The sequence below is a fragment of the Thermostichus sp. MS-CIW-37 genome (genome assembly GCF_054060065.1).
On sequence record NZ_JBSSCV010000008.1, the window covers coordinates 39869 to 64538 of the forward strand.

Consider the following 24670-nt stretch of genomic DNA (forward strand, 5'->3'; position numbering starts at 1 on the left):
GAACTTTCCGATAAAAACTATAGACAAAAATCTATAGTTCAAGCAGGGGGAGCAGAATAACCTCTGTCGTTGTCACCCCCTCACTCTCTAAAGCGTAGATGGAAATGAACCCCTTGGGAACTCAGGATCCCCGGCTGCGCAGATACCGTGAATGGCTCTAGGACATCCCCGAAGTTCTGCTGCCCTACTTCCGGTCTTCGATAGGCTAACGCAAGCAGGATCCCGTTCACCTCTTCATCCCAAGGCTACCATCGTAAGTCCCTGTGAAATTGCCAAGAAGATGAAGACTGAGAACAACGACCTAGAAGGGCGTTTTGACTTTGGGTTGCTTGACCTTCAGCTCGCGAATCCGTTTCAACATCTTCTGGAAATACTCCGCTAGGTAGTCCTCAAGCGAGGTCAGAGAGGCCAGTTCGATCCCCAGGGTTTCGCATACAGGCGTCATATCGGCGTGCATGGGTTCTTTGGCCGCGATCACCTCCACAAACGCCAGCCGGTCGGCAATGTTCCAGCTCCACTGAAAAAACTGCGCCACCTTGCGCGCCCCTCGCAGTAATCCCAGCGGCATGGTGCTGACCTTGGCCTTTTTGCCGGAGAGCTGCTCGCACAAGGCAATGACTTCTCGAGCCGTCCAAGCCTTGGGCCCCACCAAGGGAAAGATTTGCTGCTTGGCAGCTTCTACAGTGAGAGCTCGCACCGCAAACCGGGCAGCATCCAAGGTGTCCAGGTAGGCCGTTGGCATGCCCTCGCCGGTTACCCAGACGATTTGTTCTTCCAAGATGGGGATGGCGTACTGGCCGATCAACCCCTGCATAAAGCCCGCTGGCCGGAAAATGGTGTAGGGCATCTGGGATCCGATCAAATACTTCTCGATGTGATGCTTGAAATTCATCAGGGGCACATTGGGATACTCGTGGTGGGCGCCCATGATGGAGAAAAAGATAAAATGCCCTACCTGGGCAGCCCGTGCCGCATTGATCAGGGCAACTTTGCCATCCCAGTCCACCTGACGGGCGCTGAGGGTATCGGTCACCCGCACCGTGGCACAGTCGATCACCGCCTCGATGCCTTCCATGGCGGAGTTGAGGGTGCTGGGCTGAAGCAGATTTCCCACTTTCAGTTGAGCGCCCCATTCACTCAAGAAAGCAGCCTTTGCCGGATTTCGCACCAGACAGGTGACTTGATGTCCTTCTTCGATGGCTCGGCGCACCACCTGACGGCCCAGCGTTCCCGTCGCCCCCACAACCAGCACGTTCATAAAATTATCATTTCTTAACCTTAGGCTTAGTCTATCAGACCAGCGCAACTCCCGACACAACCTTAGAGGCAGCAACAAACCAATGGGGATCCCTTGCCAAACCAGCTCTGAAGGGATCCCTAGAGTTAGGTACTGAGAAAGCGTTCAGCTGGCCAGCTCGTTCATGCGTTGCGCCAGGGTAAAGTCCAGTTCTGTAATGCCCCCGGCATCGTGGGTGGTAAGATGCACCCGCACGCGGTTGTAGACATTGGTCCATTCGGGATGGTGCCCCATGCTCTCGGCCACCAAGGCCACACTGCTCATCCAGCCAAAGGCTTCGACAAAGGAGCGAAACTGAAATTGACGATGCAGCTTCCCATCCTGCAAAGACCAGCCCGGCAGATTTTCCAGCTTGGCTTGGACCTCAGCTTCACTGAGTTTGACAGGTCTGGACATGGGCTTTCCCTCCAGTCTTTGCCACCGCTTTCATCAAAAGAGCAACTGAGAGCGGATCCCAGCTTATTTACAAAACTTCATAACCTTTTGGTTCTGCCACGCCAGCGGCGCCGAGGGGTTTGTACAGCCAGTAGCCTTGCACGGAGAAATGGGCCCGCTTGTAGAAATTGAGGGCAGCCTGGTTATGGCGATAAACCTGCAGGGTGATGGCCGCCAGCTGCTGCTGGGATCCCCAGCGTTCCACCTGTTGCATCAAAGCTCTGCCCAGGCCCTGCCGACGATGGGCGGGATCCACCCAGAGCAGAAAAATGTAGGCTACCCGCCGATGGGTGGCTTGATCGGTGGAGATGCCGGCCCAAACACAGCCCACCGGCTCCCCTGTTTCTTCCTTGAGGATCCACCAGCAGGGGGTGCGGGGTGGGTCGAAGAGGCGATCCAGCGTCTCTTCCAGGTGATCCCAGTTGCTTTGCTCTGGAAAAGATTCCTGCAACGTGGCCTGCAATCCTCGCCTCACCCAGGGCCGATCCCAGGCTGAACCAATGCGCCAACGATAACCCACAGGCAGAGGGATCCCTTGTTCAGCCATCCTCAGGCATTTGCAGAAAGGGCCACAGGCGTCGCTTCTTCTAGAGGGGCAGGCTGGGCCATATCCTCCGGCAGAAACGAGCGAATGCTCACCACCACCAGGGTAAACAGAAACACCAGCAGGATGAGGGCAGGAAAGATATATTGCCGCAAGATGTTCATATTTCTACATAACCTTGGTCTCTACAGCATAGCGTGCAGGGAGGGATCCCTGGGCACCCTTTCGGATCATCCTCATCTCAATCCATATCAACTGACCCTGGGGGATCCCATGCGTCAATAAGGTGAGAAAGTGTAGCCTATGATTCCAAAGTGAGGTCAGCTGTGCATTAAGGTCGAGCGTAGTTGTGGGTCATCCGCCCCACCTGATCCCACTGCTGCGCGACGCGAGCGGAGAATCCATGAGCACCCCCAATCGCCCCTTGAAGACCCTTGGGATCCCTCCCAATGCCTGGGCTGTGAATGCCGAAATGGCCGACCTCACCCGTCCGCCCTTGGATCCCCGGCCCATCCTGCTACCCACCTCCAGCAAAACCCTGCGCTTGGATCTGGCCAAGGCGGCGTTGTTGGTGATCGACATGCAAAACGACTTTTGTCATCCCGACGGTTGGCTGGCCAGCATTGGCGTCGATGTCACATCTGCACGGGCTCCCATCGGCCCTCTAAAAGCCCTGCTGCCCCGCCTGCGACAAGCTCAAGTGCCGATTGTGTGGGTGAACTGGGGCAATCGCCCTGACTTGCTCAACATCAGCGCCGGCTTGCGACATGTGTACAACCCCACCGGAGAGGGAGTAGGGCTGGGGGATCCCTTGCCTAAGAACGGGTCTTTAGTCCTCACGCGGGGCAGTTGGGGCGCTGCTGTGGTGGAGGAACTGGAGGTCAAACCCGAGGATATCTGGGTGGATAAGTTCCGCATGAGCGGCTTTTGGGATACCCCTCTCGATAGCATTCTCAGAAACCTGGGGCGCACCACCCTCTTTTTTGCCGGCGTGAACATCGACCAGTGCGTCATGACCACGCTGCAAGATGCCAATTTCCTCGGCTACGACTGCATTTTGCTGGAAGACTGCGCCGCCACCACCTCTCCTGAATACTGTTTGCTAGCTACCCTCTACAACGTCAAGCAATGCTTTGGCTTTGTCGCCTCCTCCCCTGACTTGCTCGCGGCTCTCCCCTGTTAGCACTTGCCCACTATTCACCCCTCATCTCTTGAGCGGAGGATCCGGATGCAAACGCTTTCCCGCTGCGTGATTCCAATTGTTAAAACCCCTGCCGATTATCAGGCTTTTCGCATCAGCCCCCACGATACCAATCGCCTGGCCATCGTGTTCGATCCTTCTCATGCTCAGATTTCTCTAACCTTTTGTGTGGAGATCTTCGATGAGGGAGGCAGAACTCCTCCCAACCGCCATCAAATGGCTGTGGAAATGTTTTTCGTTCTCAAGGGAGAAGGTTTAGCCATTTGCGATGGAAAAGCTGCCCCCATCAAGACCGGAGACAGCGTTCTGGTGCCGCCAACGGGTGTGCATGAAATTCACAACACCGGCCCAGGCCGCCTCTACGCCCTCTGCATGATGGTGCCCAACGAAGATTTTGCCGAGCTCATCCGATCCGGTACTCCTGCAGATTTGGATGAGGAGGATCTGCAGGTACTGTCGGGGGGCTGGAGAAGGGCATTTGCTGAGGCTTAGGCCTCAATGGCTCTGGGAGCTGTAGAGGTTGGAAGTCAGGGGTACTGATACATTCACGCTGAACTCTCCTGAACATGGTTCAGGAAAGAAGCGATCGCATCCTGCCTATCTCTGTTCGCGTCAGCGGGACGGAGTCCAAGCAGGAAGGCGGTATCCCGCAAAGCCCTGAGGAATACCCCCCGAGCGCTTTCCCCCTTCACTTCCCGGCAACCGTTGCGGTGGACTCAAGGATCAGGGGGAAACTTGGTCTACTATATCCCTCTCAATGACTTTTGCCAAACCGCCTAAAGCTCAGTAAATTCAGCAAAGTTCAGGGTTTTGGGGGTTAGAGGCATGCTCCGACAAATCTTTTCCCAGGGTCTCTGTTTCCATAAATCCATAAAAGCCATAAAAGAGGGGTCTGGAGGGGGCTGCGTTTGCGCCAGCAGGCCGGAGATCAAGGGCAATACCAGGGAAGGGGCTCAAACTCTGGTGGGAGTTTCTCCCTCTCATAAGGGCTTCTGTTTTATCTTAGGAAGAATCCACCCAGGGATCCCTTAGGTTGTCCTTGGTTGGTATCCCTTTGGCAAGATCCGCTAGCCCAACCCAGGCCATGTTGCCCGTTCGCCCCCGCGAAACTGTTTCCATGTTCACCCGCGACGGGATCCAACTGGACGCGGATGTCTATCGCCCGCAAGGGGAGGGGAGCTACCCGGTTTTGCTGATGCGGCAGCCCTATGGGCGGGCTATTGCCTCGACGGTGGTGTATGCCCATCCCAGGTGGTATGCGGCCCAGGGGTACATTGTGGTCATCCAGGATGTGCGCGGACGGGGAACTTCCAAGGGATCCTTCTACCCTTTCCGCCATGAGGTGGAAGACGGGTTTGACGCCGTCAATTGGGCGGCTGCCTTGCCGGGGAGCAACGGCGTAGTGGGCATGTACGGCTTCTCTTATCAGGGCATGACCCAGCTGTATGCGGCTTCTACCCGTCCCAGCGCCTTGAAGGCCATCTGCCCGGCGATGCTGCCTTACGATCTCTATGCCGATGCCGCTTACCCAGGGGGGGCCTTTGCCTTCTACAACAACCTCAGTTGGGCCTTGCAACTGGAGACCGAAGGGGCGCGTCTCAGGGGGGATGCCAATGCCTACCAAGCGCTTTTGAAAGCTGCCCGCAATCTCCCCCTCTACGACCCTATCCCCCTCAAGCCGGGGGTGTTGCAACAATATGCGCCCCAGTCCTATTACTTTGACTGGCTGGAGCACAGCGAGCCGGATGAATACTGGCGCAAGCTCTCTCCCCGCCTAGAGGCGGTGGATCTGCCGATGCTACACATTGCCGGCTGGTTTGACAGCTACCTGAGTGGTAGCCTGCGCCTCTACAAGGAAATGAGCGCCCGCAGCCAGAACCCTCAATACCTGATCATCGGCCCTTGGGCCCATCTCCCTTGGGGCCGCAAAGTGGGGGCGTTGGATTTCGGCCCAGAGGCCATTAGCCCCATCGATCGGCTGCAGGTGCGCTGGTTTGACCAGTTCCTCAAAGGCAAAGACACAGGGATCCTCCAGGAGCCGCCGGTACGCCTGTTCGAGATGGGATCCAACCGCTGGCGCGGCTTTGATGCTTGGCCTACCCCTGAGCCAAAAGCTTTTTACCTACACAGCACCGGCTTGGCTGCCCTTTCAGAAGCAGAGGGATCCCTTCGCCCTGAACCCTCGCCGACGCAACAATCGGATACCTTTGTTCACGATCCCTGGCGACCGGTGCCGGCCTTGGGGGGCCACCTAGTTCAGCCTGCCGGGCCGCAAGAGCGCTCCGCCCTCGACTGCCGCACCGATGTCCTGACCTATACCACTCCGCCGCTGCAAGCCGAGCTGGTTCTGGTCGGGGACATTGCTGTGGAGGTGTACGCGGAGGCGGACAGCCCCAGTTTCGATCTTTGCGCTGTGCTCTCGGTGGTAAGGCCCGATGGGCAGGTGTATAACTTTTCCCAAGGCTATTGTCGCCTACGGGATCCCCAGCCCAGTACCCCCATTCTGATTCCCTGTCAGCCCACCTGTATTCGCATTCCTTGCGGTCATGCTCTGCGCCTCAGCCTTAGCGCGGCTTGTTTTCCGGCCTATCCTGTCAACACAGGCACGGGAATGCGGGAAGAGCGGCTGATTGAGGCCCGCATTCTCACCATCACTCTCCGCAGCGGTGGCGAGACGCCTTCGCGACTGCACCTGCCCATGGCTTGAAGCCAAGAAGAGACCAAGCTTCGGGATCCCGTTCGCAATCCCCGCTTACAAAGAGACACCAAACGTTAGGATAGAAACAGGCAGGGCAAGGGAACACCATGTTGCAAGACCCAAAGTTGATCCGGCACTATCAGGCTTTGACCGATGCTCTGGTGGATACCTGGCAGCGGGGCTACCGGCGCACCGATGAGCTACGTCTGCTGGTGGATGGCTACCTGCTGGCCTTGCGAACTGGCAAACAATTGGAGCCCTTCGAGATCTATCGCATTGAGGACGAGGTCAACCGCTTCCTCTACGATCCGTCCAACTTCATAGATCCGGAATTGGAGCCAGAGGCGGAGCCGATGCGGGGTTATTGATTTTGTGAATCCCTGTTGGCGATCCCTAGAACAGGTGGGGCAAAGTTTTGATTCCAACCTTTTCTGATCTCCCCTCGCCCCTTGGGAGAAAGACTAGGGGGGAGGGCGCTGACTGAGTTCTGGTTTTGTCGAGCATCTTGCGCCTGGTAGGCTGAGAGGGATCGATTCGTTCCTGATTCCAGTCGTATCGGTTCTATGGCGGTTTGGGATAGGGTGATGACCTCCCGGCATCTGCCCCTGCTGGGATCCGGCTTGGGCTTGGGGGTAGCCCTGATCCTCTGGTACGGGGTGTTTGGCTACCACGTGCTGCAGATTGGCCTCTGGCTGCTGAGCATCCTGCTGGTGGGATTGTATTGGGCGCAGTTTTCCCCGGCTCAACCCCCTTGGGATCCGACGCGGCTGCGCTGGCAACAGGAGCTGTTGCACCTGGGGCTGTTGGTGTTGGTCTTTGCCCCGATCTACCTCTACGACCTGCCCAACATCCCTTTTCAGATCAATACTGACGAGATTGTGATCACCTCCATGGCCCGTCGCGCCTCAGGGGTGCGCTATCCCGATATCTTTGGGCTGATGCCGGAGTATTTCTATTTCCCCCGCTTCATGTTCAGCCTCTTCGGCGGCCTGACGCGGCTGATGGGGGGAGTCACGCTGCTCAATGTGCGCACGGTACATGCCGCCTTCGGGGTCGTCACCATTCTGGTGGCCTACGGGTTTTTTCGGGCATTTTGGGGATCCCGGCTGGCTTTGGCGGGGGCGGCCCTCTTGGGATCCAACCACGCCTTGCTGGGCATCAGCCGCATGGCCATGCGGGAAAACCTGATTGTGCTGGTGGAGTGTGCGGCCCTGGCCTTGCTCCTCAAGGGCGTGCGGGAAAAAAATCCCCTGTTGCTCTATCTGGGGGGAGGAGCGGCGGCTTTCTCCCTCTACGGCTATTTGCCGGGGCGGGTGGTGATCCTGCTGGGGTTGCTGTTTGGAGTTCTGTACCTGCTCCTGGGCCGGGAGGATCTCCGAGGAGAAAACAAGCAAGCTAATCCCCTCTGGGTCCTGGCTAAGCTGACGGTGCCCGCGGCGCTGGGCTTTTTTCTGGTGGCTGGGCCCATTCTGGTGGCCACGGTCACAGCACCTGCGGTGAGCGCCGAGTACTCTCGCCAACAATTTCTCTTTTTCCCGGAAGGGCGGGCGTTACAACAGATGTGGGTGAATGCGGCTACGCCAGAGGAGGCGGTCTGGCGCAACATCTTCAACGGCCTGAGTATGTTCAACGACCCCGGCCAGCACGACCGCGGCTACATCTATCCCAACTACGGCCATGCTTTTGTGGATCCCTTGACGGGGGCTTTGATCTGGCTGGGGCTGGGATCCGGCCTCTACCGCCTTTTCAAGAAGCGCAGCCAGCCCCACGACTGGCTCTGTATCGGCAGCTTCCTATTTCTCTACCTGCTGTTTAGCTTGGCCATCACCAAAGCCCCCAACTACACCCGCCTGCTGGTGATCCTGCCCTTTGTAGCCTATCTAACCTTGGAAGGGATCCAAGTGCTGGCAGGTCTCCTGGAACGCTGGGGATCCCGGGCCGGGAGTTGGCTGCCGGCGGCGGCGATGGCGGGGGCAATCCTGCTGATTGGGGGGTGGAACCTGGCCATTTTTGGAGACTTTGTCCACAAAGGCTGGACGCAGGGCAACGATGTGGGGGCCACCGGGCGCTATGTGGCAGCTCGCCAAATGGATCCCGACTACCGCTTCTATCTGGCGGCTAGCGCTGCCTACCCCTATTTCGGCTGGGGAGAGCCTATCTACTGGCAAAGTTGGATTCAATTTTTTGCCGGACGGGAACAAAAGGTAGCGGTGTTTTCCCCTGAGGTGTTGCCCATCCAGGCGCTGGAGCCACCGTTTACCCTGTTCATGAACGAGTGGGTATGGGATCAGCAGGGGGCAGAGCTGCAACGGCGCTTTCCCAAGGGGCAGTTGCATCGGATCCCTGCCGAGCGGGGTCTATGGGCCTTTGAGGTGGCGGATCCCTAGAGCTCCCCCCCCCTGGTTTGGCCAACCCACTGTTCGCGGGACGGAGTCCTTTCTTTTTACCAGGCTAAAAGTAGCTGAAAGCACACTATGCAGATCCAGAGCCGCCAACAGTAGAAGAAGTAGAAGAAGATGATAGCGTTCCAGGGATCCCAGACGTGCGTTTTGATGCCTACGACCCGGGCGAGGGGTTTTACGACGAGCTGTTTTTGGGGCGTAACCAGCCCCGTCCTGAGGCGATCCCGCTGATTGAGCGCATTCATTCTCTGGAAGAAGGGGAACTGCAGCAGCGGCAAGCGGCGGCGCAGGCGGCCCTCTTTCAAATGGGGGTGACCTTCAACGTCTATGGCGATAGCCAGGGCACGGAGCGAATTTTCCCCTTTGACATCATTCCCCGCATCGTCTCGGCTTCCGAGTGGCAGCGGCTGGAGAAGGGTCTCAAGCAGCGCATCCACGCCCTCAACCTGTTCATCGACGATGTCTATCACGACCAGAAGATCCTTAAGGATGGGGTGATCCCTGCCGAGCTGATCGAGACGGCCAAGGGATTTCTGCGGCCCTGTGTGGGGCTCAACCCACCGGGGAGAATTTGGTGCCACGTCACCGGCACCGACTTGGTGCGGGATCGGGACGGAACTTGGTACGTGCTGGAAGATAACCTGCGCTGTCCGTCGGGAATCTCCTACGTGCTGGAAAATCGGCGGGTGATGAAAAGCACCTTTCCCTCCCTGTTCAACACCATGGGGATCCGCCCGGTGGACGATTACCCCAGCCACTTGTTGGATACTCTGCTCTACCTGGCGCCGCCGCAACTGGCCAATCCAACGGTGGTGGTGCTCACCCCCGGCATCTACAACTCCGCCTACTTCGAGCATTCTTTCCTCGCCCAGCAGATGGGGGTGGAGCTGGTGGAAGGGCGGGATCTGGTGGTGGCCGATGGCTATTTGCAAATGCGCACCACCAAGGGGCTGCAGCGGGTGGATGTGATCTACCGCCGTATCGACGACGACTTCATCGATCCGCTGGCCTTTCGCCCCGATTCTCTACTGGGGGTTCCGGGCCTGTTTGAGGTTTATCGGTCAGGGCGGCTGGCGATTGCCAACGCTTTGGGAACAGGGGTGGCGGACGACAAGGTGATCTACGCCTATGTGCCGCAGATGATCCGCTACTACCTGGGAGAAGAGGCCATTTTGCCCAACGTGCCCACCTACCTCTGCTGGGATCCTAAGGATCAGGCGTACGTACTGGAAAACCTGGACAAGCTGGTGGTGAAGGCAGCCAACGAGTCGGGTGGCTACGGCATGTTGATGGGATCCCAGGCCACACCGGAAGAGCGGGCTGCTTTTGCCGAGAAAATCCGCGCCCAACCGCGCAACTACATCGCCCAACCCACCCTGTGCCTTTCTCGCGTGCCCACCTTGGTGGATCGGGGAGAAGGCCCCCGTCTAGAACCCTGTCATGTGGACTTGCGGCCCTATATCCTCTACGGCAAAGAGATCTACGTTCACCCAGGGGGGCTGACCCGCGTCGCCCTCAAGAAGGGATCCCTGGTGGTGAACTCCTCCCAGGGGGGCGGCAGCAAAGATACCTGGGTGCTCTGTGTGGATCCCGGCTGTTGAGAGACGGCTGGCAAAATAGGCTCAAAGTCGCTCGCCCGAACCTCTGCTCCACCGGCCAAAGCGGCTGGCATGCTGAAGCGCCAAATCCACGTAGTGCTGGGCGTGAAGGCGCAGTTGCTCGACCTCTTCCTCGGTGAGGGTGCGGATAACCTTAGCCGGGATCCCCGCCGCCAAAGAGCGAGGTGGCACAGACCGGGTGACCACCGCTCCAGCTCCCACCATGCTGCCTGCCCCGATGGTGACCCCGTTCAAGATAATGGCCCCAATCCCGATCAGACATCCCCCCTCGATGTGGGCACTGTGGATGACCGCTCGATGGCCTACGGTCACTTCCTCGCCAACCAGGGTCGGCTGTCCGGGATCCCCGTGCAGAATGGCTCCATCTTGGATATTGCTGCGGCGGCCAATGACAATGGGCGAGAGATCCCCCCGCAAGATGGCCCCGTACCAGATGCTCACCGCTTCCGCAAGTTGGACATCGCCGATCAGTGTGGCATTGGCGGCAATAAAGGCTGCCTGGTCGATCCCTCTCGGCTGCTGCTCTAACCCCACTTTCCAAACGCCCTTGGCAACGGCTTCCATTTCCCCAATCCTACTGCTACCGGGGGTGCGGCAATTCCAGACCTGCCCCAGCGCTCCGCGCCGCCTCCAGTCCCAGAAAAAGAGAGGAGCCAGGGATCCAGAAAATCAACCCGTCCCTTTGCTCCTGTTTCACCATTGTCAATCCATTGCACAATAGCAATGAGATATAAGCAACACATTTGGCTCATTGTCGATAGCTGTGGAAGCGTTCGTTAGATTAATTTCTAACTCTTGTAGGAGAGGGGCTAGGGGTGAGGGATTTTAGCTAAGCCTGCCGTTGCAGCAGGGGAGAGGATTCAGACGGTTGCAAGGGGCGAGTGGCAAAGAAAGTTTCGTAGATACAATCGCCAACATGGTTCATTTGTAGCTGCAATTTGTCGAGAAACTCATGTAAGCCCTGCTCCATAATGTCGTCGATGGTCAGGTAGTCCAGCTCAGAACGCAGGCGGCCCAAAGCTCGCTCGCTGGGATCCCGCCAAGTATCGGCTGGGGTGCCGGTGATTTGGTGCAGGGATCGATCCGCATGAATAAGACAAAACTGAATGGAGCGGGGAAATTGCCGATCCAAAATCAGGAAAGAGGCCACCTCTCTGGGATTGATGCGGTGCTGGCGGCTGTATTTCCGGTACATTTCATAAGCACTGGCCGACTTCAGCAAAGCAATCCACTGCAACTCATCCAAAGCCGTACCCACATACTGCAGAGAGGGCAGCAAGATAAAATACTTAACATCCAAAATGCGCGCCGTTTTGTCTGCCCGCTCCAAAAGACGGCCAATCTGGCCAAAGTGCCAACCTTCCCCGTGGGTCATGGTGGCATCCATCACCCCGGCGAATAGGTGGCTGGCCAGTTTCACTTCCGTGAAGAAATCGTGGAGCTGACTCAGGTGGGGGCCTTGCTGAGCTGCTTCTTTGACCATCAAATAAAAGCGGTTGACCCGCTCCCACATTTCTGAAGAAATGACCTCCCGCACAGAACGGGCATTTTCTCGCGCCAGCCGCAAACAGGAAAGGATGGAGTTGGGGTAATCCCTATCAAAAGCCAGGAACTGGATGACTGTTTCTTGGGTTGCCTGGCCATAGCGTTGGTAAAACAGCTCCTGATCCCCGGTGGTGTAGACGATGGGATCCCACTGCTGGGCGGGACCGCTGGGCAAGTCTAGGATGAGGTTGAGATTGACATCGATGAAGCGGGCGATGTTCTCGGCGCGCTCCACGTAGCGGTTGAGCCAGTAGATGGAATCGGCCACGCGACTCAGCATGCTGTTACCTCCTCTGGAGTTTCTTGTCTCCGCGCTCCGTTCAAATTCAACAAACGAAGCAGCCGCCGCAGCTTCACCAGCAGCACCCCCGTCAGGCCGGTCAAGATCCACCCCATCCACTCGGCTGCAGTACCCAGATAGCGCACCTGCACGCGATGATCCCCCGGCGGGATCCGCACCTGCAACAGCCCCAGTCCATTGTGCTCGGCAGATGTGAGGCGACCATCCACCTGTACCCGCCAAGCGGGGTAGTAAAACGTGCGCAGGACTACCCATTGATCCTGATCGGTGGGGTTAACGGCCCGAAAACGACGGTAGCCATAGCGCCACTGCTCCACTTCCAACAGTGGCTCCAGATTGCCTTGCTCTTGTCCAAAATCCACTACGTCCCCCTGCCACCGCAGCAGCGGATCCACCTCTGGGGGCGGCATGGGCAGGGTTGCTTGGCGAGGTCGGTACTCCAGCACATCCACCAGCGCCAGCCCATCGGGAAAGATCCAGTGCCAGTGAAGAAAAGCGATGCCCAGTCGCTGCTGGGGCTCATTGGGAAATGGCTTGGCGACAGACAGCTCTTGAAAAGTTTGGATGGTCTGGGGGTCAAACCTGGCTCTGGACAAGACCTGCCAGCCCTGCCAGCTTTGTATCCCCATGGCCAGACCTATCCCCACAATCAAGAGGATCCTCAAGCCCTTTTGTCCCCACCCCCAGGCGGCCAGGGATCCCAACAGCCAGGGCACGGTTACCGCCATCACCGCCATCCAGCGCCAAGAAAACTGAATGCGCCGCAGGGGCAAAATCCACTCGTAGAGCCAACCCAGCAAATCCGTCATCATCAGCAGGGCCACCAAGCTGGCCCCCAAGCTGTAGAGCAGGATGGCTTTGGCCAGGGGAGCAGAGGATTCTAAGGCACCATGGGACTCCGTCTCGCCAGCACGAGCGGAATGGATTGGGGTCATCCCCCTTGTCCTGCGGGCCAGCCATTCCCAGAAAACCAGGATCCCAGCACCCAAGACAACGGCTACCATCCAGAGCCAGTACCCTACCAGGCCGCTTTCAAACCAGTGCTGCGTCAGTTGCGGCTGGAGCCGGGTCAGCCCACTCAGCATCAGGCGATGTTGGGGCATGTACTCTTCGACAAAATTCACCAACTCCACCTGGATGAGGCGCTGATCCCAAAAGGCTGGCAGCAGATAAAACGCCGTCCACCCCAGCCCCAGCCCAAACCCCAAGTAGCAGCGCCCCACCCTGGGCCAGAGGGGATCCCAGCGGCCCAGCACCCAAGGCAGAGGCAGCCAAGTTAGCGTAAAGACCAGCAAAGTGGGCAAGTGAGATAGGGCCAACAGGCCGTAGCTAATGGCCAAGGCCACAATTGGCCAAAGGGACTGAGGCCGACAAATCACCTGAATCGAGGCCCAGAAAATCCAGGGGGAGACAGCAATGGCCCACACTTCCCCAATTGCCCCCCGTTGGTAAATATCCACCAGCCAATAGGGGCCGGCCATACCCGCCAGAGCCAAAACCAGAGCCCAAGCCCAGGGGATGAGTTGCCGGAGAAGGGCATACAGCCCTGCGCCAAAGACTGCCATCGCCAAGCCCATGCTGGCCACCAGGGATCCGGGCATATCCAGCTCCAGCAGGCGAAACGGCAGAGGGGCCACCATGCACAGAGGGGGGTAAAAGGCAAAGGTAGGATTGCCGTAGCCGAAGTTGGAATACTCCAGCCAGCGGGGGTAAAACTGCCCGCCGAAAAACTGTCGTTGATACTGAAAGGCCCAACTGAGGTTGAAGTGAGTGGAGTGAGTCATGGGATAGCCCTGGCGCAGCATGGGCCAGAGCAGCACCCCAATGCCCACCAACAACCCTAGCCCAACACCCCTCTCTGGTTGTTGCAAAGCTTTCAGCATTTCTCGGCGTTGTCCCGATCCTCTGCCTCGAAAGGCCCAGACTTCCCCCCATACTTGCGCAACAGCCGGATGTTTTCGATCACCATCGTCTTTTCCAGGGCCTTGGCCATGTCGTACAGGGTGAGGGCGGCCACGGAAACAGCCGTCAGAGCCTCCATCTCCACCCCTGTTTGGGCGTTGGTTTTTACTGTAGCGGTGATCAGAAAGCCGGGCAGATGGGGATCCGGATCCAGATCCACAGTGACGCTGCTCAAGGGGAGAGGATGACACAGCGGGATCAGATCGGCGGTGCGCTTGGCAGCCATGATCCCGGCCAGCCGGGCTGTTTCCACCACATTCCCTTTGGGCCCTTGACCGGCCAAGATGGTCTGCAAAGTCGTTTCTGACATGCGTACCTGTCCTTGGGCAGTGGCCAAGCGGGCAACCGTGGGCTTGTGTCCCACTTCCACCATCTGTACTCGGCCAGAGGCGTCCAGGTGGGTGAGGGCTTGCCCAACAAAGGACTCTGTCCTGCTGGCGCGACTAGAACTCGAATCCGATGGCACCCCGGCCTCCCACAATCCTTGAGAGCTGAAGAGTTGGCTTAGGCTCCGATGAGGTCGGCAAATCGGCAACCAGACCCGCAGGGACTTGACAACTAGTAGCGAATCCAGGCATAGGCGGCATCAGAGAGCACCGGCACCTCGGCGTAGTGGCCGCGAATGTTTTGCACCCAGGCGTAGACGGTGATGGCAATCACCCCCAAGAGAGCCGTGGTGGCCAAAATGCTGACCACCGCTGCCAGGCCAAGGTTGCCGAAGAGTATGCCAAACGCCTGCATCAGCACCTGCACCAAGAACAAGGCAATGTTGAGCAAGAGCGCCTGGATGGTGTTGAAGCGAACAAAATGGGCTACGCGGGTGTTGCGGATCACCAGGAACAGCAGAGCCAAAAACACCCCCATTCCCAGCCAGCCCGTGGCCAGGGGCACCAGACGAAACAGAGGCGCAAAAATGGGGATCAGCCCTGGCAGAGATTGAAACAACCCAGAGGGCAAAAAGCCCAAGGGCAGAGCCGATACCAAAGGCAAAAGGTAGGGAAGGGATCCCCACAGCCGATTGATGGGAGTGATGTCGCCGCGCCAGGTCATAATCCGTCGATCCCCATAGGTGCAATGGTTACTGGAGCTGGCTTGTCGGTGCGCTTCTGGGATCCCCGCAAGCTACAGGTCGGAAAGAGAAAGCAACACCCAAGCCTTGGGCCTATTGTAGTCGATGGATTTGGGTGGCTCAACGCGCTTGGCCGCAAGCTGGCTTCTGCTTTCCAGTGAGCAGAAAAACTGGAGGCCAAAACGTTCAGAGTGAGCGCTCCGATGAATCCAGGCTGATATAATCAACGGCAAATTCTGGCTGCATCACCGGTTTTTCAGGTTCTCTACATTTTTCAGCTTCCACCATGAAGATTTCATCGTCTTCCGCTGCTCGCATCGTCAGAGCTTTTGTCTGGCAAGTTTGGTCTGGGCTGATGGGTTTTCTCAACGACCGTCTGTTGCCGGAGCGCTATCACATTCGGCCCGAAGCTTTGCCGGAGTGGATTGCCCAGGTGTGGGCTGGCTATCTGCGCTATCGGGAAGCCTCTCGTCCGGGGGCGATCCAGTTTCGCGGCTTGACGGTGGATCCCAGCCGAGATCTGCGCTCAGCTCACCTCGGATCCCGTCCGCTCCGCTACCGCGGCTGCCCTGTGGAGACGGTTGCCCGACCTGGGGATCCCTCTCCTACCGCCCAACCCATCCCTGAAAAGGCTTTTGTGCCCCCCTACTGGAAACTCCTCAATACGCTGCGCTTGAAGTTGAGCCTGGCCGATGTCGATTGCTACCCCGTCACTCCGGCCCTGCAGCGGGTTTACCGCGGTCAAGAGTTCTGACAGCGCTCTGCTCCTTAGCGGCAATGGGGTGTTGATGCCGGGGATCCCTGCAGTGGGTGGGGATCCCTTTTTGGACTTTGTTCGCGACAGCGGGACGGAGTCTCCGGATTGGACTTGTAGGTTTGGGTGCGGGTGGTTTCTCCTGAGGGGAAAACTGAGAAAGACTGCAAAAAAACTTAAGGTCACTTTCCCGCTGGGGGATAAGAGCCCCTACAGTGGATAAAGAAGAACATGGTGCTCCGCACCGCCAACGCGAATGAGCTTTGTTATGTCCAAAAGCGGCGTGCTCCTGCTGAACTTGGGGGGGCCAGAGACCCAGGCTGATGTGCAGCCCTTTCTTTACAATCTGTTCGCCGATCCTGAGCTGATCCGCCTGCCATTTCCCTTCTTGCAGCGGGCCTTTGCCTGGGCCATCTCCATGCTGCGGGCCGAGAAATCCCGTCGCAACTATGCGGCCATTGGGGGGGGATCCCCCTTGCGGCGCATTACTGCTGAGCAAGCGCGAGAACTGCAGGCCCACCTGGTGGCTGAGGGCTATGACGTGCCGGTGTATGTGGCCATGCGCTACTGGCATCCGTTGATCGAGTCGGTGGTGCAGCAGATCAAGTCGGATGGGATCACCCGCTTGGTGGTGCTGCCGCTTTACCCGCAGTATTCCATCAGCACGACGGGATCCAGCTTTAAGCTGCTGGATCGGCTCTGGGCTGAAGATCCGGAGCTGGCATGCATCGAGCGCTGCCAGATCTGCTCCTGGTACGATCAGCCTCAGTACGTGCAGGCGATGGCCAGAGCAATTCGGGAACAGTTGGATGGATTTGCCGAGCCCGAAGGGGTGCATGTGCTGTTCAGCGCCCATGGCATTCCCGAAAGCTATGTCACCGAGGCCGGGGATCCCTACCAACAGGAAATGGAAGCCTGCGTGCGGCTGATCTGGCAGCAGGTGGGACGCCCCAATGACCACACCCTCTCCTATCAAAGCCGGGTGGGTTCGGTGCGGTGGCTGCAGCCCTATACCGAACGGGTCATCCTGGAGTTGGGCTCCCGAGGCGTGAAGCAGTTGCTGGTGGTGCCGATTAGCTTTGTGTCGGAGCACATCGAGACCCTGCAGGAGATCGACATCGAGTATCGGGAACTGGCCCATCGAGCTGGGATTGCCGATTTTCGCCGTGTGCCCGCCTTAAATACCGACCCTCTGTTCATTGCTGGCTTGGCGGCGCTGGTGCGGACTCATCTGCTCACTCCAGGCTTGGCAGCTCCTGCCTTTGTCCCTGCTGCTGTGGGCAGCTCGCTGCTGGAGCGGTAGGGAAAAACTCCGGACATTTTATGAACGCTGACGCGACCAGACGAGGGCGCTGCCTGCACATCCATAAGCAATCCCCCCTCAAGAGAGAAAAGAGCAGAGAGCAAAGAGCAGAGAGCAAAGAGAGCGTATCCTCACTTCTCACCTCTCACTTCTCAATCCTCACTTCTCACTCCTCTCGTTGCTCCGCACCGCTGACGCGAACAGGAAGTCTTGATTAGGAATGACCCTAGGCCCGAGGAAAGCCTTGCTGACGAAGTGGCTGCTGACCTATTTCTACCAATGGCTGCCTTTCCCCCAAGAGTGGCTGCCGCAGGAAAGCTATTGGGTAGGGGGATCCCTGCGGGATGCTTACCTGGCTTGGCTGCAGGGCCGTGCTGCTGGGGATCCCGCTCGCGACGGTGGGATGGAGTCCGCAGCGTCGGTGGATTTGGACCTGATGTGCGCTGTGGATCCCGTGGGCTGGGCAGCGGCAGTGGCACGGCGGTTGGGGGCGGGCTTTGTGGTGTTGGATCCCGAACGGCAGATTGCCCGCATTGTGTTGGCAAAGTTGACCGTGGACGTGGGGCTGCAGGCGGGATCCACCCCTGAGGAGGATCTGAGGCAGCGGGACTTCACCTGCAATGCCCTGGCCTTGGATCTGCAACGGGAGCAACTGCTGGATCCCACGGGCGGACAAGCCGATATTCGCCAGGGCCGGATGCGCATGATCCACCCCGACAACCTCAGCGCCGATCCGGTGCGGCTGTTGCGGGGTTATCGACAGGCAGCTCAACTGGGGTTTGGGCTGGATCCGGCTACGCAAGAGGCAATCCGGGAGCGGGCCCCCCTTTTGGCCAACGTGGCGGCAGAACGAGTGCGGGCAGAGGTAGTGGCCCTCTTGGAGGCAGGGATCCCCGGGCTGGCTCACCTACAGGGGGCGGTGGCGGCGGGGCTGCTGCAGGCTTGGCTGCCCCACCTGAAACCGGAAAGTCCGGGCTTCCCTCAAGCTCAGGCGGTGTGGGAGTGGGCCGAACGCTGGCGACCGCTGTATCCCCGCACGCTGGCAGAGCTGGCTCAACCTTTGGCGTCCTCACGCGAGCGGCGCGGCAGGCTGTTGGCAGTGGTGCTGGCGGCTTTATTGTGGGATCCAGCGGGAACTGAGGACTCTGTCTTGCTGACGCGAACGGCAGAAAGGGTGGAAGCCGAGCTGGAGCGGCTGCGCTTCAGCCGAGCGGAAATGCGGGCCATCCAAAAGCTACACCATCTTCTGCCTCAGCTTCAGCTTCTCCTGACGGACTCCCCCACCCCTGCGCAACAGTGGCGGCTTTATCAACAGGCGGGATCCCTGTTCGGTGGCCTGGCGCTGTTGGCGGTGGCTACGGGCAGCGAACCGCAAAAGCTGGAGTCTTGGCTCAAACGCTACGAAGATCCTCAGGATCCCCTGGCCCATCTGGTGCCCCTGCTGGATGGCCGCGATCTGCTGCACAGCTTGGGGGCCAAACCCGGCCCCTGGGTAGGTCAGTTGCTGCAAGCTCTTCAAGAGGCGCAGGCTTGGGGGCAGATTCAAACTCGTGCCGAGGCGCTCTCTTTTGCCCGCCGGTGGCGTGGCCAGCAAAAAGACTAGCCGAAGCGATAGCCGAAGCCGCGCACCGTCACCAAATACTCTGGGTTGCTGGGATCCAGCTCCAATTTTTCCCGCAGCCAGCGGATATGTACATCGACGGTCTTGCTGTCGCCCATGAAGTCGGATCCCCAGACGCGCTCCAGAAGCTGCTCCCGCGTCCAAACGCGGCGGGGATTGGACATAAACAGCTCCAACAGGCGAAATTCCTTGGGGGAAAAACTCACCTCAACGCCCCGCACCAACACGCGGCACTCCTGGGTAAACATACACAGATCCCCGTAACGGAGCACCGTGGCATCGCTGGCTTGGGCCAGTTGTTGCCGGCGCAACACCGAACGACAGCGGGCGATCAGCTCCCGCATACCAAAGGGCTTGGTCAGATAATCGTCAGCTCCCAGCTCTAAGCCCACCACGCGGTCGGTTTCGCTACTTTTGGCCGTCAACATCAAGATGGGAATCGTGTTGCCCTCCCTGCGCAGCAGCCTGCATAGATCCAAACCGTTCAAGCTGGGCAACATCAAATCCAGGATCATCAAATCCAGCCGCTCAGCCGTATGTACCACCTCAAGGGCTTGCCGACCATCGGCGGCCTGTAAAACTTGATATCCCTGTTCTTCTAAAGCCAGGGCAACCGTTTCCCGAATGGCATCCTCGTCATCCACCACCAGCAGGGTCTCCAGATGGGGAGCAGCTTCCTTGGCTTGAGGAAGTGAACCAGTCATGGAGAGGGTTGCTTCCATACAGAACTCCGTCGCGCCTGCACGCAAGTGCTCCGCACCGCCGTCACGAATGCGGAAGCGTCACGTAGCGATAACAGCCTCACAGGGTGAGAAGGGCAAGTGCCGCCACCGTCAACAGCAGCCCCCCGATAGGATATCAAACTTCCAGGGCAGGCCAATAAAGAGAACAGGGGCGGACTGACTTGCACAGGGCCTTGAGACGGCGAATGGAACCGAAAGGATTCCAAAAACCTGCAATTAATTCAGGATGATTTAAGATCTCTAATGTGGAGCCGCCCCTACCCACGCCTCATGGTGCTCTGCACCCCTCCCGCGAACGGCAACTCACGCTTTAAGGACCCCGTCCCGCTGTCGCGATTGGCCGGAAACCGGTTATGTCTGCTTCCCCTCCTGCACTCTGGGCCACCGGCGGAGCCATTCTGCGGCTGTTGCGCTGGCATAAGCCGGCAGGGCGATTGATTTTGATGATCCCGGCTCTGTGGGGAGCTTTTTTGGCCGGACGGGGAACACCCCCTTGGCCGTTGGTCGGGATCATCATTTTGGGCAGCCTGGCTGCCAGTGGGGCAGGCTGTGTCATCAACGATCTTTGGGATCGAGATTTGGATCCGCTGGTGGAGCGCACCCGCCATCGCCCGTTGGCCAGTCGGGAGTTGACCGTTGGCGTCGGGATCCTGATGGCGGTGGTGAGTTTGGCCTGTGCGGCAGGGCTGGCGCTGTTTCTCAACCCGGTTAGCTTTGCCCTCTGTGTGGCGGCGGTGCCGGTAATTCTGCTCTATCCAGGGGCCAAGCGGGTGTTTCCGGTGCCGCAGTTGGTACTGGCTCTGGCGTGGGGATTTGCCGTGCTCATCAGTTGGACGGCGGTGAGCGGCCAAGATGCCAACACCCCCCTGTGGGAGGAGGGGCTGGGCTGGCTGTGGCTGGCCACGGTGTTGTGGACCCTGGGATTTGATACCGTCTATGCTCTTGCGGATCGGGAGGACGATGAGCGGGCCGGGATCCATTCCAGCGCCCGTTTTTTCGGGCAGCGGACGCCGATGGCGGTAGGGCTATTTTTTTTGGGCACTGCCATCGCGCTGTTGGGGGTGGGGATCAGCCTGCAGCTCCATGGGGTTTATTTTGTCAGTTGGGCCATCGCCAGCGTCCTCTGGGGCCGGCAAACCTGGCAGCTCCACCAAAGGAATGCCTCTCCCACCCTGTACCCGGCCATCTTCGGCCAAAATGTGGTGCAAGGGTTTATTCTGCTGGCGGGGATGATCGGCGGATCCCTGCTGGCCTAAAGGATCCCTTGGCAGGGCCAGAGGTCTCTTCCAACAGGGGCGCCTTGCCCCTCGACCTACGTCAGAGCTGCCTCTTTGGGAAGGGATCCCCAGTAGCAGGGATCGGCCCAGGGCCAAAGGCAAACGGTAGAATGGGTCGATAATTAAAGGAAATTAAAGAATCCTAGCCTCCGATGGCCCCACTAAGCGGCGGTGAGCCTCCCTATGACATCCTTATCCTCTCAAACGGCCCTGGAGAGCTGACCACCTGGGTGCGTCCGGTGGTGATGGAATTGCGCCAGCAACTGCCTCAGGCACGCCTTTCTCTGGTACTTTCCCCCTGCCCTCATGCTTCCGGGCAGGAGATGAAGATAGCCCAAGCGTTCATCGACGTGGATCGGGTGCAGGATCCCGATTTTTTTCTGGCTTTTTTGCTTACCGGCCAAACCGAAGAAGCCTGGGATTGGGCCAAGCGAGGGGTGGTGCTGTTCCTGGGGGGAGATCAGTTTTTTGCCGTCTGGATTGCTCGCCGCTTGCGCTATCGGCTGGTGGTCTATGCTGAGCATCAACCCCGTTGGCGGCCTTGGGTACATGCTTTCGCCGTGCGAACCGAGGCAATCAAACGCCGCTACGATGGCGGACGGCTGCTGGGCCACCCTTGGGCCCACAAAATGCACGTTGTCGGGGATTTGATGGCGGATGGCGTAGCCAGCGCTGTCTATTTGCCGGGGGTGCCCCTTTCCGGCTGGCTTGGCAGCAGATCTCCTGCCGCTGCCTCCAAACCCACGGCAGGCTTTTCTTCCCCAACCCAAGCCTTTGGCCTGCTCCAAGATGCATCTCCCAGCTCCATCGGCGAGGGGGAGCCTGTAAGAACTGCGCCAGAGAGAGTGGGGAACCGCTTCACCGATCGCGTAAGCGGGCCGGAGGCCTTTCGCGTAAGCGGGCCGGAGGCCTTTCGCGTAAGCGGGCCGGAGGCCTTTGAAGAATTGCTACCGCGCGGCTGGCAGCGTCTGAGCGATGAGAACCGCACCCACTATCAGGTGGGGCTGCTCCCAGGCTCCAAGCCAGCCAAGCTCTCCTTGGGGGTGCCATTGGTGTTGGCTGTGGCCGATGAGCTGCGACAGATGCTGCCGAATGTCCGCTTTGTGATCCCGGTGGCCCCAGGACAAACCCCCCAGTCGTTGGCAGCCTATGCCCATCCCAAGCTCAATCCCGATATGGCTTTGATCTATGGCACCTCAGCCATTCTGGAGCAGACCAATCTGGGATCCCAGTTTGTTACCCCCTTTGGCAGCACGGTGCAATTGTGGACAAGCTTCCCTGCCTATTCTGTGCTGGCCAACTGTGATCTCTGTCTGACCACCATTGGCGCCAACACCGCCGAGCTGGCCTATTTGGGGGTGCCGATGGTTGTGGTGATCCCTACCAACAAGCTGGAGGCAATGCGCGCCTGGGATGGGATTCTTGGCCTGTTGACCCGCCTTCCAGGCTTGGGCACTTGGCTGGCCCGCGTCTTCAATAGGATTGCTCTGCGTTGGCTGGGTCACTTGGCTTGGCCGAACATCTGGGCGGGGCGAGAGGTGGTGCCAGAGTTGCGGGGCCATTTGCGCCCGGTGGCCGTGGCCGAGCAAATGCGAGTTCTGCTGGAAGATCCCCAGCGCCGTCAGCAAATGCAGGCAGAGTTGCAGCGGCTGGGGGGCAAGCCGGGAGCTGCCCAAGCCATTGGAGAACTGGTGGCTCAACAGTTGAGTAAAGGCTAGGGCAGAAGGCAATTTGCTTGAGCTCGACCCAGTGGAGAGTTGCGCTTCGGAGCTCCCTTGGCGCGATTGGAGATCTCTCCTTGCTGCCGGCAAAAAGTGCTAAAAGGGGAGTGGAGGTTCCTAAACGGAGACCATTCATGCTGACGGAGGCCGAGCAGTCGGCGGTGGAAAGCCCCAAAACGGGGGAGGGCAATTCTCTCCCTGCTGGCAAGCCGGAGCCAAAACTGGGGTTCTGGCAGCAATTTTGGGAGGATGTTGATTGTGTCTTCGATCGGGATCCGGCAGCACGCAATCGCTGGGAGGTCATCTTCACTTATCCCGGTGTGCATGCTCTGTTTTTGCACCGCATCGCCCACTGGCTGTGGAAACGGCGCTGGTTTTTCCTAGCGCGGCTGCTCAGCTTCTTGGCTCGTTCTTTCACATTGATTGAAATCCACCCGGCAGCCAAGATTGGGCGGCGCTTTTTCATTGACCACGGCTGTGGGGTGGTGATCGGTGAGACGGCAGAAATTGGCGATGATGTTACCCTCTACCACGGGGTCACGCTGGGGGGTACTTCCTGGAGCAAGGGCAAACGTCATCCCACCCTGGAAAACGGGGTGATTGTTGGCACAGGGGCCAAGATTCTGGGGCCGGTTCGCATTGGGGAAAAAGCTCGGATCGGAGCCAACGCGGTCGTGATTCAGGATGTGGCTCCCGGCATGACGGTGGTTGGGATCCCAGGCCGTGCGGTCATCCCGCCCCATCAGCGCCGCATCCCCGCCCATGGCATTGACCTGGATCACCATCTCATGCCTGACCCAGTGGGACGGGCTATCGAACAGTTGCTGCACCGTATCCAAGATCTGGAAGCCCAGGTGGCCCGCCTTAACCGGGAGCGGGAACAGGTCCGGCAGGATCAGGTGAGAGGCGAAGCAGAATATTCCTGATCCGTCCTGCTGATGCGAACGATCTGAAGATTTGTGTAAACTACCTGGCTCCGACCGCTAAGCGGTACGGAGCGGGCTTTCAGTAGCCCTGAGCCTGCTCTGCCCTACCAGAGAACAAAACAGGCCCGAACCTCTAGGCTGGTTTACGGCAGCCCCCAAGAGCGCAATCACATTCGCACCATTCAAATCCGCATCCCCTTCCCATCCACAGTGCCCACACTTGAACGACTTACCACTGCGGTAGGATTGCGCAGGATCGGGATGGATGTGTAAACACTTGTGACAGGTCTGCGAGGTGTAAGCAGGCGGCACAAGAACCAGAGAAACCCCTGCAACCCTCGCCTTGTATTCCAGAAACTGACGTAGCTGGTAGAACGCCCAACTGTTGGCCCTGCGCCTTTCGGTTTTGCTGCGGGGTTGTTGATTGACCCTTTCCCGGATCCCTGTCAAGTCTTCCAGGGCAATAGCGCTGTTTGTGGTCTTTGCCCTAGAGACAATAGCTTTGGAGATGCGATGATTGACCCACGCCTGAAAGCGTCTCTCCTTGCCAGACAGCCGTTGCAACAGTTCTCTGCATCTGCGCCGCGAACTGCGGGTGCCCTTACTGGCTTTGCGTTGAAGTACCGCCCTCAACCGGGAGTAGCGCTCTCGGACTCTGCTCAACTGCTGTCCATGCCAGTTATCTCCTTCCGATGTATGAGCAATATCCGTCCTGCCCAAATCCACGCCCAGCACTCTACCCGTGCGTTGCGGTGGGGATGGCTCCGTTTCCACACAGATCTGAATAGAGTAGGAGCCGTCTTTACGCTTGACCAGAGTGGCAGATTTGGGATTGGAGCCCGCCAGCCGTTCTCTCTGGTAGCGGCCAATCGCCAGCTCAAAGCGCTCCCGACCCTCCACCGTGGTCAGCGACACCGTCCAGTCTTTCTCGCGGAACGAAAAGATACGTGCATCGTAGGTAGCGAAGCCACCCTTGAACGCTTTGACGGGGCGGTTTTTCTGTCGGGCAACTTTACGGGCGCCGGCCAGCCGTCTGCAGACCTGCTGAGCCAAGTTACTGGACAAGCCGAACCGGGCACGGATTTCGCGGTAGCACAGAGACTGGAGCTTAACGGCGTTGGCGACTTTCTCCGGCGTGTTCTGGTTGACCCAATTCAAGGCTTGGCCAAAAGCCTCCAAAGTCGCGTCCAATTTGGCGGCTTGCGACTGGGACACCTTGAGCTTGCAGGAGACGGTCAGGACTTGGGTCATG

General features: G+C 58.7%; 23 protein-coding genes. 12 read left to right on the plus strand and 11 right to left on the minus strand.

The genetic code is table 11. The features are described 5' to 3' along the window. Window positions 1–301: 301 nt before the first annotated feature. The 4 genes from ACVWYZ_RS05355 to ACVWYZ_RS05370 form a co-directional block, all read right to left on the minus strand. Window positions 302–1258 carry an NAD(P)H-binding protein gene (locus tag ACVWYZ_RS05355; RefSeq protein WP_457466423.1) on the minus strand — a complete coding sequence of 319 codons (957 nt, stop codon included), beginning with the start codon at window positions 1256–1258 and terminating at the stop codon, window positions 302–304. A 144-nt stretch (window positions 1259–1402) separates the two neighbouring features. Continuing rightward, the gene (locus tag ACVWYZ_RS05360; protein WP_099812243.1) at window positions 1403–1693 is read right to left on the minus strand and encodes a 4a-hydroxytetrahydrobiopterin dehydratase; all 291 of its coding nucleotides are present in this window, start codon (window positions 1691–1693) and stop codon (window positions 1403–1405) included. Window positions 1694–1760: 67 nt separating this feature from the next. Then, a complete protein-coding gene (locus ACVWYZ_RS05365) occupies window positions 1761–2279 on the minus strand; it encodes a GNAT family N-acetyltransferase (protein WP_457466424.1) in 519 nt (172 codons plus the stop codon). Between the two features lie 2 nt (window positions 2280–2281). After that, on the minus strand, window positions 2282–2440 hold the full coding sequence (locus ACVWYZ_RS05370; protein ID WP_414342473.1) for a hypothetical protein: 159 nt from the start codon (window positions 2438–2440) through the stop codon (window positions 2282–2284). Window positions 2441–2679: 239 nt separating this feature from the next. Between ACVWYZ_RS05370 and ACVWYZ_RS05375 the strand changes: the two genes are divergently transcribed. The 6 genes from ACVWYZ_RS05375 to ACVWYZ_RS05400 all read left to right on the plus strand — a co-directional run bounded on the left by ACVWYZ_RS05375 (window position 2680) and on the right by ACVWYZ_RS05400 (window position 10178). Continuing rightward, the gene (locus tag ACVWYZ_RS05375; RefSeq protein WP_457466425.1) at window positions 2680–3459 is read left to right on the plus strand and encodes a cysteine hydrolase family protein; all 780 of its coding nucleotides are present in this window, start codon (window positions 2680–2682) and stop codon (window positions 3457–3459) included. A gap of 45 nt (window positions 3460–3504) precedes the next feature. After that, window positions 3505–3969 carry a cupin domain-containing protein gene (locus tag ACVWYZ_RS05380; protein ID WP_414424334.1) on the plus strand — a complete coding sequence of 155 codons (465 nt, stop codon included), beginning with the start codon at window positions 3505–3507 and terminating at the stop codon, window positions 3967–3969. Window positions 3970–4561: 592 nt separating this feature from the next. Further along, window positions 4562–6184 carry a CocE/NonD family hydrolase gene (locus ACVWYZ_RS05385; RefSeq protein WP_457466464.1) on the plus strand — a complete coding sequence of 541 codons (1623 nt, stop codon included), beginning with the start codon at window positions 4562–4564 and terminating at the stop codon, window positions 6182–6184. Window positions 6185–6282: 98 nt separating this feature from the next. Next, a complete protein-coding gene (locus tag ACVWYZ_RS05390) occupies window positions 6283–6543 on the plus strand; it encodes a DUF6761 family protein (protein ID WP_011434405.1) in 261 nt (86 codons plus the stop codon). A 216-nt stretch (window positions 6544–6759) separates the two neighbouring features. Beyond that, window positions 6760–8562: a glycosyltransferase family 39 protein gene (locus tag ACVWYZ_RS05395; RefSeq protein WP_457466426.1), complete on the plus strand. Its 1803-nt coding sequence runs from the start codon at window positions 6760–6762 to the stop codon at window positions 8560–8562. A gap of 155 nt (window positions 8563–8717) precedes the next feature. After that, entirely contained in the window at window positions 8718–10178 is a 1461-nt protein-coding gene (locus ACVWYZ_RS05400) for a circularly permuted type 2 ATP-grasp protein (protein WP_457466427.1), read from the plus strand. A gap of 21 nt (window positions 10179–10199) precedes the next feature. Here the strand turns inward: ACVWYZ_RS05400 and ACVWYZ_RS05405 are convergent, their stop codons facing one another. The 5 genes from ACVWYZ_RS05405 to ACVWYZ_RS05425 form a co-directional block, all read right to left on the minus strand. Then, window positions 10200–10760 carry a gamma carbonic anhydrase family protein gene (locus tag ACVWYZ_RS05405; protein ID WP_457466428.1) on the minus strand — a complete coding sequence of 187 codons (561 nt, stop codon included), beginning with the start codon at window positions 10758–10760 and terminating at the stop codon, window positions 10200–10202. Between the two features lie 265 nt (window positions 10761–11025). Next, window positions 11026–12021: an alpha-E domain-containing protein gene (locus tag ACVWYZ_RS05410; protein ID WP_457466429.1), complete on the minus strand. Its 996-nt coding sequence runs from the start codon at window positions 12019–12021 to the stop codon at window positions 11026–11028. Continuing rightward, window positions 12015–13925 carry a hypothetical protein gene (locus tag ACVWYZ_RS05415; RefSeq protein ID WP_457466430.1) on the minus strand — a complete coding sequence of 637 codons (1911 nt, stop codon included), beginning with the start codon at window positions 13923–13925 and terminating at the stop codon, window positions 12015–12017. The genes ACVWYZ_RS05410 and ACVWYZ_RS05415 overlap by 7 nt, the downstream gene beginning before the upstream one ends. Further along, window positions 13919–14470 (minus strand): cyclic pyranopterin monophosphate synthase MoaC, encoded by a 552-nt coding sequence (gene moaC / locus ACVWYZ_RS05420; protein ID WP_457466431.1) that lies wholly within the window; start codon window positions 14468–14470, stop codon window positions 13919–13921. Before moaC ends, ACVWYZ_RS05415 begins: the two co-directional genes overlap by 7 nt. A 92-nt stretch (window positions 14471–14562) precedes the next feature. Then, window positions 14563–15054 carry a Tic20 family protein gene (locus tag ACVWYZ_RS05425; RefSeq protein ID WP_457466432.1) on the minus strand — a complete coding sequence of 164 codons (492 nt, stop codon included), beginning with the start codon at window positions 15052–15054 and terminating at the stop codon, window positions 14563–14565. Window positions 15055–15359: 305 nt separating this feature from the next. Here ACVWYZ_RS05425 and ACVWYZ_RS05430 point away from each other — a divergent pair, with 305 nt between their 5' ends. From ACVWYZ_RS05430 to ACVWYZ_RS05440, 3 genes are all read left to right on the plus strand, one after another. After that, on the plus strand, window positions 15360–15827 hold the full coding sequence (locus ACVWYZ_RS05430) for a hypothetical protein (protein WP_457466433.1): 468 nt from the start codon (window positions 15360–15362) through the stop codon (window positions 15825–15827). Between the two features lie 268 nt (window positions 15828–16095). Further along, on the plus strand, window positions 16096–17130 hold the full coding sequence (gene hemH / locus ACVWYZ_RS05435) for a ferrochelatase (protein ID WP_457466434.1): 1035 nt from the start codon (window positions 16096–16098) through the stop codon (window positions 17128–17130). A gap of 244 nt (window positions 17131–17374) precedes the next feature. Continuing rightward, entirely contained in the window at window positions 17375–18733 is a 1359-nt protein-coding gene (locus ACVWYZ_RS05440) for a CCA tRNA nucleotidyltransferase (RefSeq protein WP_457466435.1), read from the plus strand. Here the strand turns inward: ACVWYZ_RS05440 and ACVWYZ_RS05445 are convergent. Next, window positions 18730–19455 (minus strand): response regulator, encoded by a 726-nt coding sequence (locus ACVWYZ_RS05445; RefSeq protein ID WP_457466436.1) that lies wholly within the window; start codon window positions 19453–19455, stop codon window positions 18730–18732. The genes ACVWYZ_RS05440 and ACVWYZ_RS05445 overlap by 4 nt on opposite strands. Window positions 19456–19847: 392 nt before the next feature. Here ACVWYZ_RS05445 and ACVWYZ_RS05450 point away from each other — a divergent pair, with 392 nt between their 5' ends. The 3 genes from ACVWYZ_RS05450 to cysE all read left to right on the plus strand — a co-directional run bounded on the left by ACVWYZ_RS05450 (window position 19848) and on the right by cysE (window position 23418). Beyond that, window positions 19848–20750, plus strand: a complete 903-nt coding sequence (locus ACVWYZ_RS05450; RefSeq protein ID WP_457466437.1) for a 4-hydroxybenzoate solanesyltransferase — start codon at window positions 19848–19850, stop codon at window positions 20748–20750. 173 nt (window positions 20751–20923) lie between these two features. After that, window positions 20924–22489, plus strand: coding sequence for a hypothetical protein (locus ACVWYZ_RS05455; protein ID WP_457466438.1), 1566 nt, complete (start codon window positions 20924–20926; stop codon window positions 22487–22489). 137 nt (window positions 22490–22626) lie between these two features. Beyond that, the gene (cysE, locus tag ACVWYZ_RS05460) at window positions 22627–23418 is read left to right on the plus strand and encodes a serine O-acetyltransferase (RefSeq protein WP_414343630.1); all 792 of its coding nucleotides are present in this window, start codon (window positions 22627–22629) and stop codon (window positions 23416–23418) included. Between the two features lie 57 nt (window positions 23419–23475). Here cysE and ACVWYZ_RS05465 read toward each other — a convergent pair whose 3' ends face one another. Next, the gene (locus ACVWYZ_RS05465; protein WP_457466439.1) at window positions 23476–24669 is read right to left on the minus strand and encodes an RNA-guided endonuclease InsQ/TnpB family protein; all 1194 of its coding nucleotides are present in this window, start codon (window positions 24667–24669) and stop codon (window positions 23476–23478) included. Window position 24670: the final 1 nt, after the last annotated feature.

Coding starts and splice junctions, on each gene's coding strand:
- ACVWYZ_RS05410 (WP_457466429.1), bottom strand. CDS start 12,021: ATGCTGAGTCGCGTGGCCGATTCCATCTACTGGCTCAACCGCTACGTG.
- ACVWYZ_RS05395 (WP_457466426.1), top strand. CDS start 6,760: ATGACCTCCCGGCATCTGCCCCTGCTGGGATCCGGCTTGGGCTTGGGG.
- ACVWYZ_RS05450 (WP_457466437.1), top strand. CDS start 19,848: ATGTCTGCTTCCCCTCCTGCACTCTGGGCCACCGGCGGAGCCATTCTG.
- ACVWYZ_RS05415 (WP_457466430.1), bottom strand. CDS start 13,925: ATGCTGAAAGCTTTGCAACAACCAGAGAGGGGTGTTGGGCTAGGGTTG.
- ACVWYZ_RS05430 (WP_457466433.1), top strand. CDS start 15,360: ATGAAGATTTCATCGTCTTCCGCTGCTCGCATCGTCAGAGCTTTTGTC.
- cysE (WP_414343630.1), top strand. CDS start 22,627: ATGCTGACGGAGGCCGAGCAGTCGGCGGTGGAAAGCCCCAAAACGGGG.
- ACVWYZ_RS05365 (WP_457466424.1), bottom strand. CDS start 2,279: ATGGCTGAACAAGGGATCCCTCTGCCTGTGGGTTATCGTTGGCGCATT.
- ACVWYZ_RS05375 (WP_457466425.1), top strand. CDS start 2,680: ATGAGCACCCCCAATCGCCCCTTGAAGACCCTTGGGATCCCTCCCAAT.
- ACVWYZ_RS05380 (WP_414424334.1), top strand. CDS start 3,505: ATGCAAACGCTTTCCCGCTGCGTGATTCCAATTGTTAAAACCCCTGCC.
- ACVWYZ_RS05445 (WP_457466436.1), bottom strand. CDS start 19,455: ATGACTGGTTCACTTCCTCAAGCCAAGGAAGCTGCTCCCCATCTGGAG.
- ACVWYZ_RS05385 (WP_457466464.1), top strand. CDS start 4,562: ATGTTGCCCGTTCGCCCCCGCGAAACTGTTTCCATGTTCACCCGCGAC.
- ACVWYZ_RS05390 (WP_011434405.1), top strand. CDS start 6,283: ATGTTGCAAGACCCAAAGTTGATCCGGCACTATCAGGCTTTGACCGAT.
- ACVWYZ_RS05355 (WP_457466423.1), bottom strand. CDS start 1,258: ATGAACGTGCTGGTTGTGGGGGCGACGGGAACGCTGGGCCGTCAGGTG.
- ACVWYZ_RS05405 (WP_457466428.1), bottom strand. CDS start 10,760: ATGGAAGCCGTTGCCAAGGGCGTTTGGAAAGTGGGGTTAGAGCAGCAG.
- ACVWYZ_RS05370 (WP_414342473.1), bottom strand. CDS start 2,440: ATGAACATCTTGCGGCAATATATCTTTCCTGCCCTCATCCTGCTGGTG.
- hemH (WP_457466434.1), top strand. CDS start 16,096: ATGTCCAAAAGCGGCGTGCTCCTGCTGAACTTGGGGGGGCCAGAGACC.
- ACVWYZ_RS05425 (WP_457466432.1), bottom strand. CDS start 15,054: ATGACCTGGCGCGGCGACATCACTCCCATCAATCGGCTGTGGGGATCC.
- ACVWYZ_RS05360 (WP_099812243.1), bottom strand. CDS start 1,693: ATGTCCAGACCTGTCAAACTCAGTGAAGCTGAGGTCCAAGCCAAGCTG.
- ACVWYZ_RS05455 (WP_457466438.1), top strand. CDS start 20,924: ATGGCCCCACTAAGCGGCGGTGAGCCTCCCTATGACATCCTTATCCTC.
- ACVWYZ_RS05465 (WP_457466439.1), bottom strand. CDS start 24,669: ATGACCCAAGTCCTGACCGTCTCCTGCAAGCTCAAGGTGTCCCAGTCG.